Below are 15385 nucleotides of genomic sequence, written 5' to 3' on the forward strand. Positions count from 1 at the left end.
TTATTTCTCCTGGCCAGCGTGGCGGATATCGACAAAGTGACCGGCAATGGCGGCAGCGGCTGCCATGGCAGGGCTCACCAGATGGGTACGACTGCCGCGCCCCTGCCGCCCCTCAAAGTTGCGGTTACTGGTTGAGGCGCAGCGATCGCCGCTTTCCAGGCGATCATCATTCATCGCCAGGCACATGGAGCAGCCCGGCAAGCGCCATTCAAACCCGGCCTCGACAAACAGTTTATCCAGCCCTTCGGCTTCGGCCTGAGCCTTTACTTGTCCCGAGCCAGGCACCACTATGGCGGTCACGCCGTCAGCCACCCGCCGACCGCGGATCTGCGCCGCGGCGCTGCGCAGATCTTCGATACGTGAATTGGTGCATGAACCGATAAAGACCTTGTTGATGGCCACATCCGTCATCAGGGTACCCGGCGTCAACCCTATATAATTCAGCGCCTTTTCCATACTGCCGCGCACTGTGGCATCGGCCTCCTCGGCGGGGTTAGGCACAGGTTTATCTATGGCCACCACCTGGCCCGGATTAGTGCCCCAGGTCAGTTGCGGCGCGATTTCACTGCCTTCCAACTCCACATAGGCATCGAATACGGCATCTTCATCAGACTTGAGCGTCTTCCAGGCTGCCAGGGCGGCATCCCAATCGGTGCCCTTGGGCGCAAACTGACGCCCCTCAAGATAGGCGAACGTGGTTTCATCCGGCGCGACCATGCCGGCCTTGGCACCCATCTCAATCGCCATGTTGCACAGCGTCATGCGCCCCTCCATCGACAGGGCGCGAATCGCGTCACCGCAAAACTCCACCACATAGCCGGTGCCGCCATCCATGCCTATCTTGCCGATAATCGCCAACACCACATCCTTGGCAGTAATGCCCTCGCCCAGTTGTCCCTTGACCTCAACTCTCATGGTCTTGGCCTTGAGCTGCCGCAGCGTTTGGGTGGCCAGCACATGCTCCACCTCAGAGGTGCCGATACCAAAGGCCAGCGCGCCAAAGGCACCGTGGGTAGCGGTATGGGAATCGCCACAGACAATAACCGTACCCGGCAGGGTAATGCCCAGCTCTGGCCCCATCACATGCACTATGCCCTGATTGGGGTGGTGAATGTCATACAGACGCACACCGAATTCACGACAGTTTTGTGCCAGGGTTTCAACCTGAGTGCGCGCCATGGGGCTCAAGGCGTCCAGACTGGCGCTCTTGGTCGAGGTGTTGTGATCCATGGTGGCAAAAGTCTTATCCGGTGCCCGAAGTGTGCGCCCGGCCATCTTCAGGCCACTGAAGGCCTGGGGCGAGGTCACCTCGTGCACCAGATGACGGTCGACGTAAATAATCGGCGCTTCTCCCGTCGGCGTCGCCACCAGGTGGGCATCCCACACCTTTTCATACAATGTCTTGCCCATTACACCCCCTCCCGAATCGCATTGGCGATATAGTCACCCATCTCTGCCGTGGTCTTGGCATTATGCCGCTGCTCCGGCGCCAGCAACTCACAGGTAAAGAAGCCATCTGCCAGCGCCTTGCCAACGGCGCGCTCTATCGCTGCCGCCGCTTCTTCCTGCTGCAGACTGTGGCGCAACATCAAGGCCGCCGACAGGATCTGCGCTACCGGGTTGGCAATCCCCTTGCCGGCAATATCCGGGGCACTGCCACCGGCCGGTTCATAGAGACCAAAACCACTGCTGTTGATGGAAGCCGATGACAACAGCCCCATGGAGCCGGTCAACATGGCGATTTCATCGGAAAGTATGTCGCCGAACAGGTTGGAGCACAGCATCACATCAAAGTCCCAGGGGCGACGCAGCAGTTGCATGGTGGCGTTATCGATATAGATATGTTCCAGTTCCACATCCGGATACTCGCTCGCGACCTGCTCGACCACTTCACGCCAAAGTACCGAGCAGGCCAGCACGTTGGCCTTGTCGACCGACGTCACCTTGCCGCGGCGGCCACGGGCGGCCTCGAAGGCGATATGGGCGATTCGGCGGATCTCGGCGCGGCTGTATCTCATGGTGTCAAACGCCTCTTCACTCTCGCCCTCCCCCTGACGTCCCTTGGGTTTGCCAAAGTAGATACCGCCGGTCAGTTCACGTACGCACAGCACATCAAACCCTTTGGCCGAGATATCGGCGCGCAGCGGCGACAGATGTTCCAGCCCCTGATGTAACTTGGCCGGTCTGAGGTTACTGAATAAGCCGAAATGGCCCCGCAGCGGCAACAACGCGCCGCGCTCGGGTTGTTCATTGGGAGGCAGTTTTTCCCATTTGGGGCCGCCGACCGAGCCAAACAAAATTGCATCTGCCGCTTCACATCCGGCCAGGGTCGATGCCGGCAATGGGCAGCCATGGTTATCTATCGCTATGCCGCCGACATCATATTCGGCGTACTCCATTGCCAGGTCGAAGCGTTGCTCTACCGCCGTCAGCACCTTTCGGGCCTGGGCCATGACTTCCGGGCCTATGCCGTCGCCGGCCAATACCGCTATCTGATAACTCATACGCCACCCAACTCCTTTCTCTGTTGTATTTTCTGTTTATGATCCGCCACCTGGTCGGCACGCTGAATAAGGTTCATCACATGCACCAGGGCCGCGGCCGAAGCCTCGACCACATCGGTAGCCAAGCCGACACCGTGGAAATTGCGCCCCTGGTACTGAGCCGTAATATCCACCTGCCCCAGCGCATTCTGGCCTTCGCCTTTGGCGCTCAACTTATAGCTGCAGATATCCACGCTCTGACCGCTGGCGCGGGCTATCGCCTTATAGGCAGCATCCACAGGGCCATTGCCGGTGGCGGCTTCGGTCACTACCTCACCGGCGGCTTCAATACGTACAGTGGCGGTGGCCATGCCCTCGGTAGAGTCGGATTGCACCACCAGCTGCTGCAACTGGAAGTGGTCGTCGGCCGCCGCCCGGCCCTCCATATACACCAAGGCTTCCAGGTCATAGTCGAACACCTGGCCCTTCTTGTCGGCCAGTTTCAGGAAGGCGTCGTACAGCTGATCCAATGAATAATCCTGCTCTGAATAACCCATCTGCTCCATTCGATGCTTGATCACATGGCGGCCGGAGCGTGAGGTCATATTCAGGTGATTGCGATTCAGGCCTATGCTCTCAGGTGTCATGATTTCATAGGTGTTTTGCGCCTTTAACATGCCGTCTTGATGGATACCGGATGAATGGGTAAAGGCATTGGCGCCCACTATCGCCTTGTTGGCCTGAATAGGCATATTGCATAACTGGCTCACCATGGAGGAGGTGCGGTGAATTTCCTGAGCCTTGATGCCTGTCTCCAGCCCCAGAATATCCTTGCGGGTCGCCAGGATCATGGCGATCTCTTCCAGTGAACAGTTACCGGCCCGCTCACCTATGCCGTTGACGGTACACTCAATCTGCCGGGCCCCCTGCTGCACCGCCATGATGGAGTTGGCGACCGACAACCCCAAATCGTCGTGGCAGTGCACAGAGATCACCGCCTGATCGATATTGGGCACCCGGTTGAACAGGGTTTGAATAATGCCGCCGAACTCGCTGGGAAGGGTATAGCCCACTGTGTCCGGAATATTGATGGTGCGGGCACCGGCATCAATGGCCGCCTCGACCATGCGACACAGATTATCTATCGGGGTCCGGCCGGCGTCTTCGCAGGAAAACTCCACATCATCGGTAAAACGCCTGGCATACTTCACCGCCCCTACCGCCATCTCCAGCACTTGGTCGAAGGAGCGCTTCAGTTTGCTCTGCACATGGATATTTGAGGTTGAAATAAAGGTATGAATGCGGAACTGATCCGCGACTGACAAGGCCTGGGCCGCGGCGTCGATATCTTTCTCCAGTGCCCGCGACAGGGCACAAACCCGGCTGTTTTTGATGGTCCGGGCTATGGTCTGTACCGACTCAAAGTCGCCGGGAGAGGAAACCGGGAACCCTACCTCCATGATGTCGACCCCCAGGCGCTCGAGAGCCATAGCTATCTGCAGTTTTTCTTTCACTGTCAGGCTGGCAGCCAGCGCCTGCTCGCCGTCCCGTAAGGTGGTATCGAAAATAAACACTCTGTCAGACATCTGGATTCTCCATTCAGGGGTTTCGATTGATTTTTCCCGTGCCAGAAACAAAAAACCCCGCGGTTTCTGGCGCGGGGTTTTGAGTTCTGGCTTGCTAATCGACGTGCAAGTCTAGCTCCTCCGCGCAGTGGCTGCGAGAGTAAGGAGGAGGAGAGACAGTTGCATTTGTGGGTTCATTTAGCCGTTCTATACCAGATAAAAATTCGTTTGAAGTGGGTTTATATTCTTCCCACCGGGTTCAAGAAGTTCAATAATTAACTGCCAGCTTACCCGCTGTCAAGCCTATATTTCTCAGCATCAGTTGAAAATTTCGGCTTAACGTGCTGATTTGCACCATTCCAGCCTTGGCGCTCCAAAGCTAAATAGATGAATAAAATCTTGCCGATAGCATCATTTTTTGTGCCAAAAATGATAAAAAATAGTTATTATCCCAACACGGTTTCGCCCGGCAAAACTCACCTTCACTCAGCGGAGAAAAAATGGATTTTCGCCTCTTGGCACTGAGCTTGCTCCTGTGGTCATTTTCTGGCGCGCTTTGGGCCGCGGAGCGGTTGGACACTCTGGCCAACACCCTCTATCAGTATCCTACGCTGGCGCTGACCCAAATCAATGAACTTGAGCGTCAGGCCTCCGAGTTGAGTCAGGCCCAAATGCTGAGATTACAGCTATTTAAATGTGAAGCACTCCTGCAATTAGGAGACAACGGCGCCGCCATCAATCTGGCAGAACTGGGGGAAGCCAGAGCCAGGCAGCTAAGGCTGGAACAGGCCAAAAGCTATTTTCAAATCTGCCGCGCCGATGCCTATGCCAATTTCGACGATCTGAAGCAATCACTGCTGTTACTCGACGGCGCCATTGAACAGGCCAAACACCACAACCAACCCCAGGCTCTGGTCAACGCCTTGAGACTCAAGGGCCAGCTGGAGAACGACCTTGGCAATTATGGCACCGCCATTGAAGATCTGCGCCTGGCGCTGGACATCTACCCGGATATCAGCAGTCAGAATCCGTCCTGGTTATCGCCGCCTCTGGCCTATGTTTACGGCGACATGGCCAGCCTGATGTATTCCACCGGCGACCTGCGCCAAGCGGCTTACTACCTCAAGTTGGCACTGGACACAGATGAAGCCAAAGGCAAAGTGCGCCATGTGCTGTTATTGATGGCCGCCGGAGTCGCGCTGGCGCAGGAGAATACAGCCCAAGCCGACAGCCTGCTGAAACAGTCCAAAATTCTGTTGCCCGAGATAGGCTCACCGCTGGAACTTGCCAACAGTTACAGCCAGATAGCCGTGATAGAACTCGCTAGGGGCAGAACCGAGATCGCCGATGAGTTAGTGGGCATTGCCCTGCAAACCTATGAAAAACAAGGCAAAGTAAACAACTATATGCGTGCTACCCGGCTATTGGCCAGGGTACGTCTCGCCCAGCGCAACGACGATGAAGGCATAAGGCTACTGATGCAAGCAGCGCAGCAGGCCGAGCAACTGCAACTGGCCGATGAAGTGGCCTACACCCAACAGCTTATCAGTGACTATTACGCCGAAAAAGCAGAGTTTAAGCCGGCATACGAGGCGATGAAACTGGCGGCCCAGGCTGCGGCCGAGGCCCAAAAACAGCTCAACAACACCCGCTTTATGCAATACAAGGCCAGGCTCAGCCAGCAGGAGCAGCTGCAGGTAGAAACCCAGCAGAACATTCGTCTTGCCAGTGCCGATCAGCGCTCCAAACTGAGCCAAGCCTACGGCGCCATTTCAGTGCTGGCGCTCGCCATCATAGGTACACTATTCTGGTTGGTCAGTTGCCGTAACCGCTGGCAACAACCGAGCACTGTGGCGCTGGAAAGACTACCGGTGGCCCAGCAGTTAGATGTTATGCTCAGCAGTGCCAAAAAGGGCAACTACCCCTTGAGCCTGCTGCTGCTGAGTACCAGCCATATACGTCAGGTGGATCTTTCCGCCCTGCAGCGGGCGCTGGAACAGAAACTCAGAGAGCACGACAGACTGCTGCGCTACAGCATGGATGAGATAGTGATCCTGCTGCCCTACACCTCGGTTCAGGGCGCCTTGCAGGTCAGCGAGCAACTCAAGCCGATAGTGCAGAGCTGGCAAGCAGATCACTGTGTACCTATTGGAGTAGCCTCGCTGCAGCAGCCCGATACCCTGGATAGCCTGGTGAAGCGTGCCGGAGTCAACCAACTCAGCCAGCAGAAAGCCGCCGAGCAACATCAGTCACCGGCGAGATAAGCCTCTATCTCGTCAAGAAACTGATCGCCAAAGCGGGCCAACTTGCGCTCACCAACACCATTGACCGCCAACATCTCGCCCTGACTGGTAGGCAAAATCGCCGCCATTTCCGCCAGGGTTGCATCGTTGAATACCAGATAGGGTGGGACGTCCTGCTCTTCGGCTATGCTGCGCCTTAACTGCTTGAGACGGGCAAACAGCTTGCGATTGTAATTGAGTGGCGCCTTGCTGCTGACACTGCGCCTGCGGGTAACATGCAGGTCAATTCTGGGTTCGGCCAACATCAGTGCAACTTCGCCCCTGAGCACAGGCCTGGCGGCCGGATTCAGGCGAATACTCGAGCCGCGGGTAATATCCTGGCTCGCCAGCCCAAGATGGATAAGCTGCCTGGTCACACTGAGCCAGTGTTCATGGCTCTTGTCTTTGCCGACGCCCCAAGTGGATAACTTGTCGTGCCCCCTGTCGACCACGGCGGCGGACTTGGAGCCTCTGAGCACCTCAATCAACTGGTTCATGCCAAACCTCTGCCCCAAGCGATATATGCAGGACAACACCTTCTGTGCATCCTCGGTACCGTTGTAGCGTTTCGGCGGGTCCAGGCAGATATCACAGTTACCGCAGGGCTCCAGCGCCGGTTCATCAAAGTAGTGCAGCAACACCTGGCGGCGGCAGGTCTGGGCTTCGGCAAAGGCCGCCATGGTATTGAGTTTATGCAGTTCCACCTGTTGCTGCGGCCCGGGTTCCCCCTGCTCAATCAGGTGGCGCACCCGGCCGATATCGGCGGGCTCGAACAGCATAAAGGCTTCGGCCTCGAGGCCATCTCGCCCGGCGCGGCCGGTTTCCTGATAGTAGGCCTCTATGCTCTTGGGCAGATCGTAATGCACCACAAAACGCACGTTGGACTTGTTGATCCCCATGCCGAAGGCGACCGTGGCCACCACTATATCCAACTGTTCCTTGAGAAATCTGTCCTGGACACTGGCGCGCTCGTCACCGCTCATACCTGCATGATAGCCTTCGGCGGCATAGCCCTGTAACCGCAGCCTTTCGGCCACTTCATCGACCCGGCGGCGGCTGGAGCAATAAACAATCCCGGCGGCGCCGTTCTGCGCGGCAATAAACTGACGCAATTGATTGGCGGCGTTGAGCTTTTCCGCCACTGTGTAGCGAATATTCGGCCTATCAAAGCTGGAAAGAAGCACATAGGGGGCGATATTGAGCCGCTGGCAGATATCTTCCCGGGTCGCCTTGTCGGCGGTGGCGGTCAGCGCCATCACAGGCACGCCGGGAAACAGCTGTTTCAGGCGGCCAAGCTGGGCATATTCGGGGCGAAAATCATGGCCCCACTGGCTGATACAGTGCGCCTCATCCACGGCAAACATCGACAGCGGCAGGGATTGCAGCCGTTCAATAAACTCATGCTGCAGCAAGCGCTCCGGCGAGACATATAACAGGCGGATCTCCCCCTGATGCAACTGGCGCAGCACCTTGAGGCTCTGCTCCCTGGGCAGGGATGAGTTGAGATAAGCGGCATTGACTCCGGTCTGCAGCAGGCTGTCGACCTGATCTTTCATCAGGGAGATCAGCGGCGAAACCACCAGAGTCAGCCCTGGCATCAACAATGCGGGCAGTTGGTAACACAGACTCTTGCCGCCGCCGGTGGGCATGATCACCATGCAGTCTTCCCCGGCCATCACACGTTCAATCACCTGGCGCTGCCCTTCACGGAAAGTCCGGTAGCCGAACACCTGCTGCAAGGCTTGCTGCATAGGGTCTTGGGGATGATTTAGGCTCTCGGGAGCGATACTCAGCGGCTGATCCATGACTGTCTGTGTCCAAAGAAGAGGACGCTATTCTAAATGAAGCCAACACCAGAGTGCCAGCCAAGAGGGGATTTTTCCGCCCGGACTAGGCAAACGGTCATATTAGCGTTAGATTGATTGCTCTAAAAAACAACAACCGCAGGAAGCCCTATGAGCCAGGACATTCAAGCCGAAGTACTCGCCAAGGTAGCAGAAGTATTTGATAAACACGTGCCTTTTCACAATCTTCTCGGCCTTGGGATCCGCCGATACGACGCCTCTGGTGTCGAAGTGGAGATCAAAATGAAGCCGGAGCTAATCGGCAACATACATCAAAAAATACTCCATGGCGGGGTTACCGCAACCGTGCTGGATGTGGTTGGCGGCCTGACGGCATTCTCCGGCTTGGTTATTAGTCGCGACAACTGGACAGTGGAGCAGCTGCAACAGCGACTGCAAACCCTGAGCACCATAGATCTCAGGGTCGACTATCTGCGCCCCGGCTGGGGAGAAGTCTTCAGTGGCACAGGAACAGTGATCCGTGCCGGCAACAGGGTCTCTGTCTGTCGAATGGAGCTGCATAATGAAAAAGGCAGCCATATCGCTTTTGGTACAGGGACTTACATGGTCGGCTGAGTGGCTGTTTAAAACTCAAACACTGAATCTGTTGTCGATAACTTGAGCCGAGGGGCTTTGCCCCCTACAATCGCCCTTCTCTCCTTTTCGTCATTGTGTAGTACCTATGCCTGAAACCGAATACCGCAAGGGGGTCATTCTCGCCCTTTGCGCTTATATTTTTTGGGGCTTTGCGCCGCTGTACTTCAAGTTGCTGCATCATGTCTCGGCCCCCGAGATCCTGTTGCACCGCATCATCTGGTCCTTCGTCTTTATGGGGGTCCTGATGCAATTTATCGGTGGTTTCGGACAGCTCAGGCTGTTACTCAAGCGCCCGAAACAGTTGGCGGTACTGCTGCTGACTTCGATTCTTATCGCCGGCAACTGGCTGCTGTTTATCTGGGCGGTCAACAATGATCATATGCTGGATGCCAGCCTGGGCTACTTTATCAACCCGCTGTTCAATGTGATGCTCGGCATGCTGTTTCTGGGGGAGCGACTCGGAAAACTGCAATGGGTTGCGGTATCGCTTGCCGCTGCCGGGGTGGTGATCCAGCTGGTTTCCTTCGGCTCAATTCCGCTGGTATCCCTGGGGCTCGCAGCCTCCTTCGGTTTCTACGCCCTGCTGCGCAAGAAGGTCAATGTCGACGCCAAGACAGGACTTTTGGTCGAAACTGCAGTGTTAATGCCGGCAGCGCTGGGCTTTTTACTGCTGGGCACCGGTGAAGCCAGCGCCAATATGCTCAGCAACAGTTGGGATCTCAACCTGCTGCTGATGGCTGCCGGTATCATCACCACCATCCCCTTGCTGTGCTTTGCCGGTGCGGCAGTGCGGATCCCGCTGATCATGCTGGGCTTCTTCCAGTACATTGGCCCCAGCATCATGTTTATCATGGCGGTGACCCTGTTCGATGAACCCTTCGATATCGAAAAGAGCATTACCTTCGGCTTTATCTGGGCCGCCCTGGTGGTGTTTACTTTGGATATGCTGCAAAAACGCTCTCGCAGGTAACAAGTACAATCGGCCCGGATGGAGTTTCCGGGCCGGTTAAGCAATATTCAACGTTTATCCCGGCAGGTTCTGCCCCAGTCCCTTAAGCAAACTCTCCGCTTCAGGCATACTCAGCAGCAGGCTGTAACCAAGGTCGGTCGGCAACAACAAAACGCTGTCTTTTTCCGTCAGAGCCACAAACGCTTTGCTGCCATCATTGAGCCGATACCACCCCAGGGTGTAACCGGGCAGACCTATGCCCTGGGTACGCATGCCAAGCTTGGGGCCACTGGCATCGCCGAGCTTAATCACTTTCGACTCTGAGATACGCAGATGCTCAGGAGCCAGGCTCTAACCGTAGAAAGGCACCTCGATCACCAGGCTTTGAGCCGTCAATTCCACCTTGGATGCCTGCGCCTGCCAAAATACCCACACAGAACCCGCCAATGTTACCAACAGCAAACCCGAGGCGGCGCTCTTGGCCGTTGTCGGCATCTTTCGCCTGCGGATAAACAGCAATATAGCCGCCAACATCAGTATCAAGGCGATAAAGCTGCCAATGGCGACGCCGGTCAATGGCGCCAACTCGTAACTTCCACTGTTCATCTCTTGCTCCTTAATGGATAGGCATAAGTGGCCTTAGCTTAGGTTTGAAAGACATAATATGTCAAAAATAAAATCTCGCAGTAATAAAAAGCGCTGCCCGACTAAAACTGAAATCAAAGCCCGAACAGGGCCTTAATGTGGTCTGCAAGACTTTAATTCAAAGAAGGAGTGGATAATTTTAAAATGCAGGGGCTTGATATATAAACAGAATCCATAACCCAGCAACTTTGGAGTATGTTTACACTACCGGAAACTACGGCACTCATTCGAGTCGCAAGCTAAAACCTAGAACTAAACAATCTGGTAAATAATCACGTGGCTGACAAGTACCTGCAAGACGCATCAAACGGGCACGGATACGGCGCCGGACAATGTATATCCTTAGCCGCATCCCCACCTTTCCATTCTTAGAGGATTAAATTAACTCCTGGGTGGAATGGTATCATTCTCTTCAGTCAGCCCGATTGAGGCCATCCAGGATTCAAAGTCCACCATGTTCCCCGGCAGGACTATCTTACTGCCAGGCTTGCTCAGACCACTGAGCTGCGCCAGATACTGCTCACCCAGTTGCATCCGCAGTGCGTTTTTGCCACCGGGCGCAGCGATCACTTCGGCCAACTTCTCTATCGAACCTGCAGTAGCGCGGGCAATCGCCAGTATCTCCTCGGCCTTACCTTCGGCCTCGTTGATTCGGCGCTGCATCTCACCCTCTGAGTGGTTGATCATCTCCTGTTTCAAACCCTCGGAGCGATTGATCTTACTCTGCTTATCGCCTTCACTCTTGGCCAGCAATGCCCGGCGTTCACGCTCGGCATTGACCTGCATCTCCATGGCGTTTTTCACGGTTTCCGGCGGCGTAATATTCTTGATCTCATATCTATGCACCCGAATCCCCCAGGTGGCACCGGCCTGATCCAGTACCTCTACCACCTTGGCACTAATCAAGTCGCGCTCTTCAAAGGTGCGGTCCAGCTCCAGAGTACCTATCACAGAGCGAGTGGTTGTTTGCGCCAGCTGAATCGCAGCATAACGATAATCGGTTACCCCGTAGCTGGCTTTAACCGGGTCCACCACAGAAATATAGATAACCCCATCGACTTCGACATTCACTTCATCGCTGGAGAAACATTCCTGAGGCGGTACATCTATGGTTTCTTCTTTAAGGTCATGGATATAGGCAACCTTATCAATAAATGGCAGCAGCGCATGGAAACCGGCATCCAGGGTCATATGATATTTACCCAAACGCTCCACAATATAGGCGGATTTGGTTGGCACCAAGCGAATCGACTGAAACAGCTTGATGATAAAGACCAGAAAAATAAGACCCCAGATCCCCAGTACGACCATGTCGGTATCTATCTGTCCCAGATTCATTTGCGCGCTCCTTTGCTACCGGCAGCTGTATTGCTGACTTGCTGAATACCCTCGAAAAAACCTTCCATCTTCGCCAGTTCAGTGGGAACCACAGAAATATCGGCCTTCTGCAAGATCTCACCGACCTGTTCGATAAACTGTTCCTTGAGCTGCATGTTCATCGCCTCGTTCCCGCCGTTGACCGCCAGCGCCTTGGCAATCATGGCCATACTCTCGGCTTGGGCGTTGGCAACAATCGCAATCTCCTGCGCCGTACCTTGAGCCTCGTTGATGCGTTTCTGTTTCTGGCCCTCTGAGATGTTAATCGCTTCCTGCCGCTCACCCTGAGACAGATTGATCATCGCTTCTTTCTCGGCGCTGGCCAGGGTGATTTCAGCGCGCTTGCGGCGCTCGGCTTCCATCTGCTTCTCCAGGGTGTGGATCACATGCCTGGATGGGCTAATGTTTTTGATTTCATATCTGAGCATCTTGATCCCCCAGGGATCGGACGCCTTGTCAATTTCGCGGACAATTGCCTCGTTGAGCGCGTCACGCTCTGAGAAAGTTTGGCTCAGGCTCAACTTACCTATCTCGGAACGCATGGTGGTTTGCGCCAAATTTACCGCCGCCATGCGGTAATCTTCAATCCCATAGCTTGCCAGCTTACCGTCCATCACTTTGAGGTAAACCAGGCCGTCGACTTCCAGCTGGATATTGTCCTTGGAGATACAGCTCTGCGGCGGTACATCAAGCACCTGCTCACGGGTATCGTGGCGATAAGCCACTCGATCGAAAAAAGGGATTAAAAAGTGAAAGCCAGGCTGCAACACTGTACGGAATTTTCCCAAACGCTCAATGACATGCACCTCACGCATGGGCACAATCAACATCAGCTTATAGAGAATAAACAGAACAAAGAGTATAAAAATGGTAAATGCAAACATAGAGTCCTTCCTGCTTGATTGATTATTCAGAGTCGTCTAATGGTTCCACGACCAGCGCAATATTGTCGCGACAGATGATCTTCACCCGAGTGCCGGCCGGGATCTCCGAGCCGTCTCCCAGTGCAGGCCAATCCGCCCCCTGAAATTCGACGCGACCGGTTTTTTCACCCGGCCCAATAGTTTCCTTGACCCGAGCCGGCAAATTAAACAGATCCAGCTCTTCGTCAGTATTGCCAACGTGAGAGTCCCCTCCCACCAAGCGTTGAGTCAGTTGCCTGAAGCTCAATAACAAAACGATTGAGGAGATAAACCACAGGGTTAGGCTTTGGGCCAAGCCATCAACCAAACCCACCCAGATAGCCCCGGCAACCACCAGACAAGCCGCGCCGAGAAATACTACTATCCCGCCAGGCAGTATCAGTTCGGCCAGCATCAGCACTATACCGACTAAGGCCCAATAAAGCATGGGATCCGAAGATGCCATATATCCCTCCCCCCCAAAAATCAAGTATCCATTCTCAGCACTATATCAGCAGTTACGCACCTTGGCGACATAATATGTCATGACGGGCAATTGAAACGACCTTGAATGAGCCGCACAAATGACTTTCAGCTCACAAAATTCAACTTTTCTTTACATCCCCGTTAACCCGCCTCGAATCAACAGCTCCCAAAATACAAGTTAAGTCATTGAATAAATTCAAAAATATTATTAAGTAACAAGTATTTCTGCCAGTTAAAAAAGCTTTGAGTCCAACGCAATTTTTCCCTATATTGCCATGGCTTTTTGACCGGCAATCGAATCACAGAATTCAGCCTTGACGAAATATTTCGTCAACAGATAGCTGCCGGCACAACAGCAAACCGCTTCTGACTCTACCAAAGGGATACTCTAAGATGAAAAAAATCTGCCTGTGTGCAGCTCTGTTACTCTCGCCTCAAGCATTCAGCGAACCTCTGGTGCAATGGTGGGATATCAATGTAACCGCACTCTATGGCCAGGACTATGACCTGGCACCATCCGACAAACAAACCACTTTTACCCTGGAAACCGCCGGTGGCTGGAAATACGGTGACTGGTTTGTGTTTCAGGACTTTATCAATTTCAACGGCCACAATGGCGGCAAAGACAATACTACCTATGGTGAGATCTCTACCCGCTTCAGTGCCGGTAAAATTCTCGGCGAACCTGTGGGTTTCGGTCCGGTAACCGACCTGTCGCTGGCGCTGACGTTTGAAGAGGGTGAAGGCCCGGTTGAGACGCTACTCTACGGTGTCGGCATGGATCTCAAACTGCCCTACTTCACCTATTTCCAACTCAACACCTATCGCCGTGACGCCCAAAACAGCGCCAATCTCAGCGATGGCTGGCAATTGACTCCGGTGTTCCGTATGGACATTCCCGTGGGCAACAGCAAGATTGTTTTCGACGGCTTTATTGACTGGGTATTCGCCGCCGATGAAGACGGCTACAAAGAAAATATCCACATCAACCCCCAGATAAAATATGACCTGGGCGCCACACTCTTTGGTGAAGCCAAAAAGGATAAACTCTTGGTGGGTATTGAATATGATTACTGGCAGAACAAGTATGGTGTAGACGGTGTCGACCAGAACACCTATTCGGTAATAGCTCAGTACCATTTCTGAGCCGGATCATGCTTCATTAAAAAGGCGCTCGTTGAGCGCCTTTTCCATTTTTACCTATTAGGCCTAGGCCAGCAGTTTTCTGGCGGCGTTGACCACAATGGAAACCGCACTGACTTCAGTTTGTTTCATGGTTGCCTCATTGGGGATCTCTTGCTGGGTACGGTTGACAATCACACCGGCCACACAAGCAGCACGCCAGCCTTGAGAGGCACACATGGTGAACAGAGTCGCCGACTCCATTTCGTAGTTGAGTACGCCCATCTCCTGCCACTCCTTCATTGAACCGGCAAAACGGCGGGTTACCCGGCCACTAACGGTATCATAGCGTTCCTGCCCCGGGTAGAAGGTGTCGGATGAGGCTGTAACCCCAATATGTGGTTCAATTCCGGCGTCACGACAGGCGGCAACCATGGCGGTGGTACACTCAAAGTTAGCCACAGCAGGGAACTCCATTGGTGCAAAGTGCAAGCTGGCACCATCGAGACGCACAGAAGCTTGAGTCACTATCACATCGCCCACATTCACATGAGGCTGAATTGCACCTGTAGTACCGACACGCAGGAAAGTATTAACCCCCAATTGCGCCAGCTCTTCCACTGCGATGGAAGTCGAAGGACCACCAATACCGGTAGAGCAAATCACCACCGGCTTACCATCAAGATAAGCCAGATAGCTGGTGTATTCACGATGGCTTGCCAAAAAAGTCGGCTTATCCATCAATTCAGCGATACGTTTAACTCGTTCAGGATCGCCGGGCACAATAGCCAGTGTGGCGCCATCCAACATCTGCTTGGTCAAACCCAAGTGAAATACATCAGCCATAGTGAAAACCCCTTTCAATTTTGATTGTAAAATTCGTCTCAACGAGACTCTATCCCAGTATGGAAGCGGATAAGATTAACTTGATCACAGATTTTACGGCAATAATTAAATATTAAGCCGTAAAAGAGTTACCAAGTTGGCTACAATTGTCTGACTATTTTTACCGCAACTTGTTCGAAAGCATAGCAGTAAAAGGCCTCTCTCACCTCCACCAAACGGTTAATCTTTCCGTTGATCAAGGTCACAAATTCGTCATTTCAAACAGAGTAGGGTTAACACTAATCCCC

The 15385-nt window shown here is 54.0% G+C and carries 14 protein-coding genes; 4 read left to right on the forward strand and 10 right to left on the reverse strand.

Annotated features, from left to right (window positions below):
* From leuC to leuA, 3 genes are read right to left on the reverse strand one after another with little or no spacing between them, the layout of a single operon-like run.
* On the reverse strand, positions 1-1410 hold the full coding sequence (gene leuC, locus ACMHXH_RS00155; protein ID WP_335912527.1) for a 3-isopropylmalate dehydratase large subunit: 1410 nt from the start codon (positions 1408-1410) through the stop codon (positions 1-3).
* Positions 1410-2504: a 3-isopropylmalate dehydrogenase gene (gene leuB / locus ACMHXH_RS00160; protein WP_039035217.1), complete on the reverse strand. Its 1095-nt coding sequence runs from the start codon at positions 2502-2504 to the stop codon at positions 1410-1412. Before leuB ends, leuC begins: the two co-directional genes overlap by 1 nt.
* Positions 2501-4069 carry a 2-isopropylmalate synthase gene (gene leuA, locus ACMHXH_RS00165; RefSeq protein WP_071476019.1) on the reverse strand — a complete coding sequence of 523 codons (1569 nt, stop codon included), beginning with the start codon at positions 4067-4069 and terminating at the stop codon, positions 2501-2503. Before leuA ends, leuB begins: the two co-directional genes overlap by 4 nt.
* 479 nt (positions 4070-4548) lie before the next feature.
* Here leuA and ACMHXH_RS00170 point away from each other — a divergent pair, with 479 nt between their 5' ends.
* Complete coding sequence (locus ACMHXH_RS00170) at positions 4549-6312, forward strand: diguanylate cyclase domain-containing protein (protein ID WP_335912529.1); 1764 nt, start codon at positions 4549-4551, stop codon at positions 6310-6312.
* On the opposite strand, the gene recQ is transcribed toward ACMHXH_RS00170, so the two are convergent.
* A complete protein-coding gene (gene recQ, locus ACMHXH_RS00175) occupies positions 6294-8081 on the reverse strand; it encodes a DNA helicase RecQ (RefSeq protein ID WP_413737482.1) in 1788 nt (595 codons plus the stop codon). The genes ACMHXH_RS00170 and recQ overlap by 19 nt on opposite strands.
* A gap of 204 nt (positions 8082-8285) precedes the next feature.
* Here recQ and ACMHXH_RS00180 point away from each other — a divergent pair, with 204 nt between their 5' ends.
* On the forward strand, positions 8286-8750 hold the full coding sequence (locus ACMHXH_RS00180) for a thioesterase family protein (protein WP_044733531.1): 465 nt from the start codon (positions 8286-8288) through the stop codon (positions 8748-8750).
* A gap of 106 nt (positions 8751-8856) precedes the next feature.
* Positions 8857-9741: an EamA family transporter RarD gene (gene rarD, locus ACMHXH_RS00185; protein WP_039035222.1), complete on the forward strand. Its 885-nt coding sequence runs from the start codon at positions 8857-8859 to the stop codon at positions 9739-9741.
* Between the two features lie 54 nt (positions 9742-9795).
* Here the strand turns inward: rarD and ACMHXH_RS00190 are convergent, their stop codons facing one another.
* From ACMHXH_RS00190 to ACMHXH_RS00210, 5 genes are all read right to left on the reverse strand, one after another.
* Positions 9796-10068: a PH domain-containing protein gene (locus ACMHXH_RS00190; protein WP_335912546.1), complete on the reverse strand. Its 273-nt coding sequence runs from the start codon at positions 10066-10068 to the stop codon at positions 9796-9798.
* Between the two features lie 3 nt (positions 10069-10071).
* On the reverse strand, positions 10072-10326 hold the full coding sequence (locus ACMHXH_RS00195) for a hypothetical protein (protein WP_335912533.1): 255 nt from the start codon (positions 10324-10326) through the stop codon (positions 10072-10074).
* A 420-nt stretch (positions 10327-10746) separates the two neighbouring features.
* Positions 10747-11703 (reverse strand): SPFH domain-containing protein, encoded by a 957-nt coding sequence (locus ACMHXH_RS00200; RefSeq protein WP_039035224.1) that lies wholly within the window; start codon positions 11701-11703, stop codon positions 10747-10749.
* Entirely contained in the window at positions 11700-12626 is a 927-nt protein-coding gene (locus ACMHXH_RS00205; RefSeq protein ID WP_039035225.1) for an SPFH domain-containing protein, read from the reverse strand. Before ACMHXH_RS00205 ends, ACMHXH_RS00200 begins: the two co-directional genes overlap by 4 nt.
* A gap of 22 nt (positions 12627-12648) precedes the next feature.
* Positions 12649-13110, reverse strand: a complete 462-nt coding sequence (locus tag ACMHXH_RS00210; protein ID WP_039035226.1) for an NfeD family protein — start codon at positions 13108-13110, stop codon at positions 12649-12651.
* 413 nt (positions 13111-13523) lie between these two features.
* Here ACMHXH_RS00210 and ACMHXH_RS00215 point away from each other — a divergent pair, with 413 nt between their 5' ends.
* The gene (locus ACMHXH_RS00215) at positions 13524-14276 is read left to right on the forward strand and encodes an outer membrane protein OmpK (protein ID WP_335912535.1); all 753 of its coding nucleotides are present in this window, start codon (positions 13524-13526) and stop codon (positions 14274-14276) included.
* 63 nt (positions 14277-14339) lie between these two features.
* Here ACMHXH_RS00215 and udp read toward each other — a convergent pair whose 3' ends face one another.
* Positions 14340-15098: a uridine phosphorylase gene (gene udp, locus ACMHXH_RS00220; protein ID WP_025011557.1), complete on the reverse strand. Its 759-nt coding sequence runs from the start codon at positions 15096-15098 to the stop codon at positions 14340-14342.
* Positions 15099-15385 lie beyond the last annotated feature (287 nt).

The organism is Shewanella sp. BJSY2023SW001, assembly GCF_047314685.1.
Lineage (GTDB): Bacteria > Pseudomonadota > Gammaproteobacteria > Enterobacterales > Shewanellaceae > Shewanella > Shewanella indica.

What these genes read in the sequence shown, in the direction of transcription:
- leuC (WP_335912527.1), bottom strand. Translation starts at nt 1,410, where the DNA reads ATGGGCAAGACATTGTATGAAAAGGTGTGGGATGCCCACCTGGTGGCG.
- leuB (WP_039035217.1), bottom strand. Translation starts at nt 2,504, where the DNA reads ATGAGTTATCAGATAGCGGTATTGGCCGGCGACGGCATAGGCCCGGAA.
- leuA (WP_071476019.1), bottom strand. Translation starts at nt 4,069, where the DNA reads ATGTCTGACAGAGTGTTTATTTTCGATACCACCTTACGGGACGGCGAG.
- ACMHXH_RS00170 (WP_335912529.1), top strand. Translation starts at nt 4,549, where the DNA reads ATGGATTTTCGCCTCTTGGCACTGAGCTTGCTCCTGTGGTCATTTTCT.
- recQ (WP_413737482.1), bottom strand. Translation starts at nt 8,081, where the DNA reads ATGCAGCAAGCCTTGCAGCAGGTGTTCGGCTACCGGACTTTCCGTGAA.
- ACMHXH_RS00180 (WP_044733531.1), top strand. Translation starts at nt 8,286, where the DNA reads ATGAGCCAGGACATTCAAGCCGAAGTACTCGCCAAGGTAGCAGAAGTA.
- rarD (WP_039035222.1), top strand. Translation starts at nt 8,857, where the DNA reads ATGCCTGAAACCGAATACCGCAAGGGGGTCATTCTCGCCCTTTGCGCT.
- ACMHXH_RS00195 (WP_335912533.1), bottom strand. Translation starts at nt 10,326, where the DNA reads ATGAACAGTGGAAGTTACGAGTTGGCGCCATTGACCGGCGTCGCCATT.
- ACMHXH_RS00200 (WP_039035224.1), bottom strand. Translation starts at nt 11,703, where the DNA reads ATGAATCTGGGACAGATAGATACCGACATGGTCGTACTGGGGATCTGG.
- ACMHXH_RS00205 (WP_039035225.1), bottom strand. Translation starts at nt 12,626, where the DNA reads ATGTTTGCATTTACCATTTTTATACTCTTTGTTCTGTTTATTCTCTAT.
- ACMHXH_RS00210 (WP_039035226.1), bottom strand. Translation starts at nt 13,110, where the DNA reads ATGGCATCTTCGGATCCCATGCTTTATTGGGCCTTAGTCGGTATAGTG.
- ACMHXH_RS00215 (WP_335912535.1), top strand. Translation starts at nt 13,524, where the DNA reads ATGAAAAAAATCTGCCTGTGTGCAGCTCTGTTACTCTCGCCTCAAGCA.
- udp (WP_025011557.1), bottom strand. Translation starts at nt 15,098, where the DNA reads ATGGCTGATGTATTTCACTTGGGTTTGACCAAGCAGATGTTGGATGGC.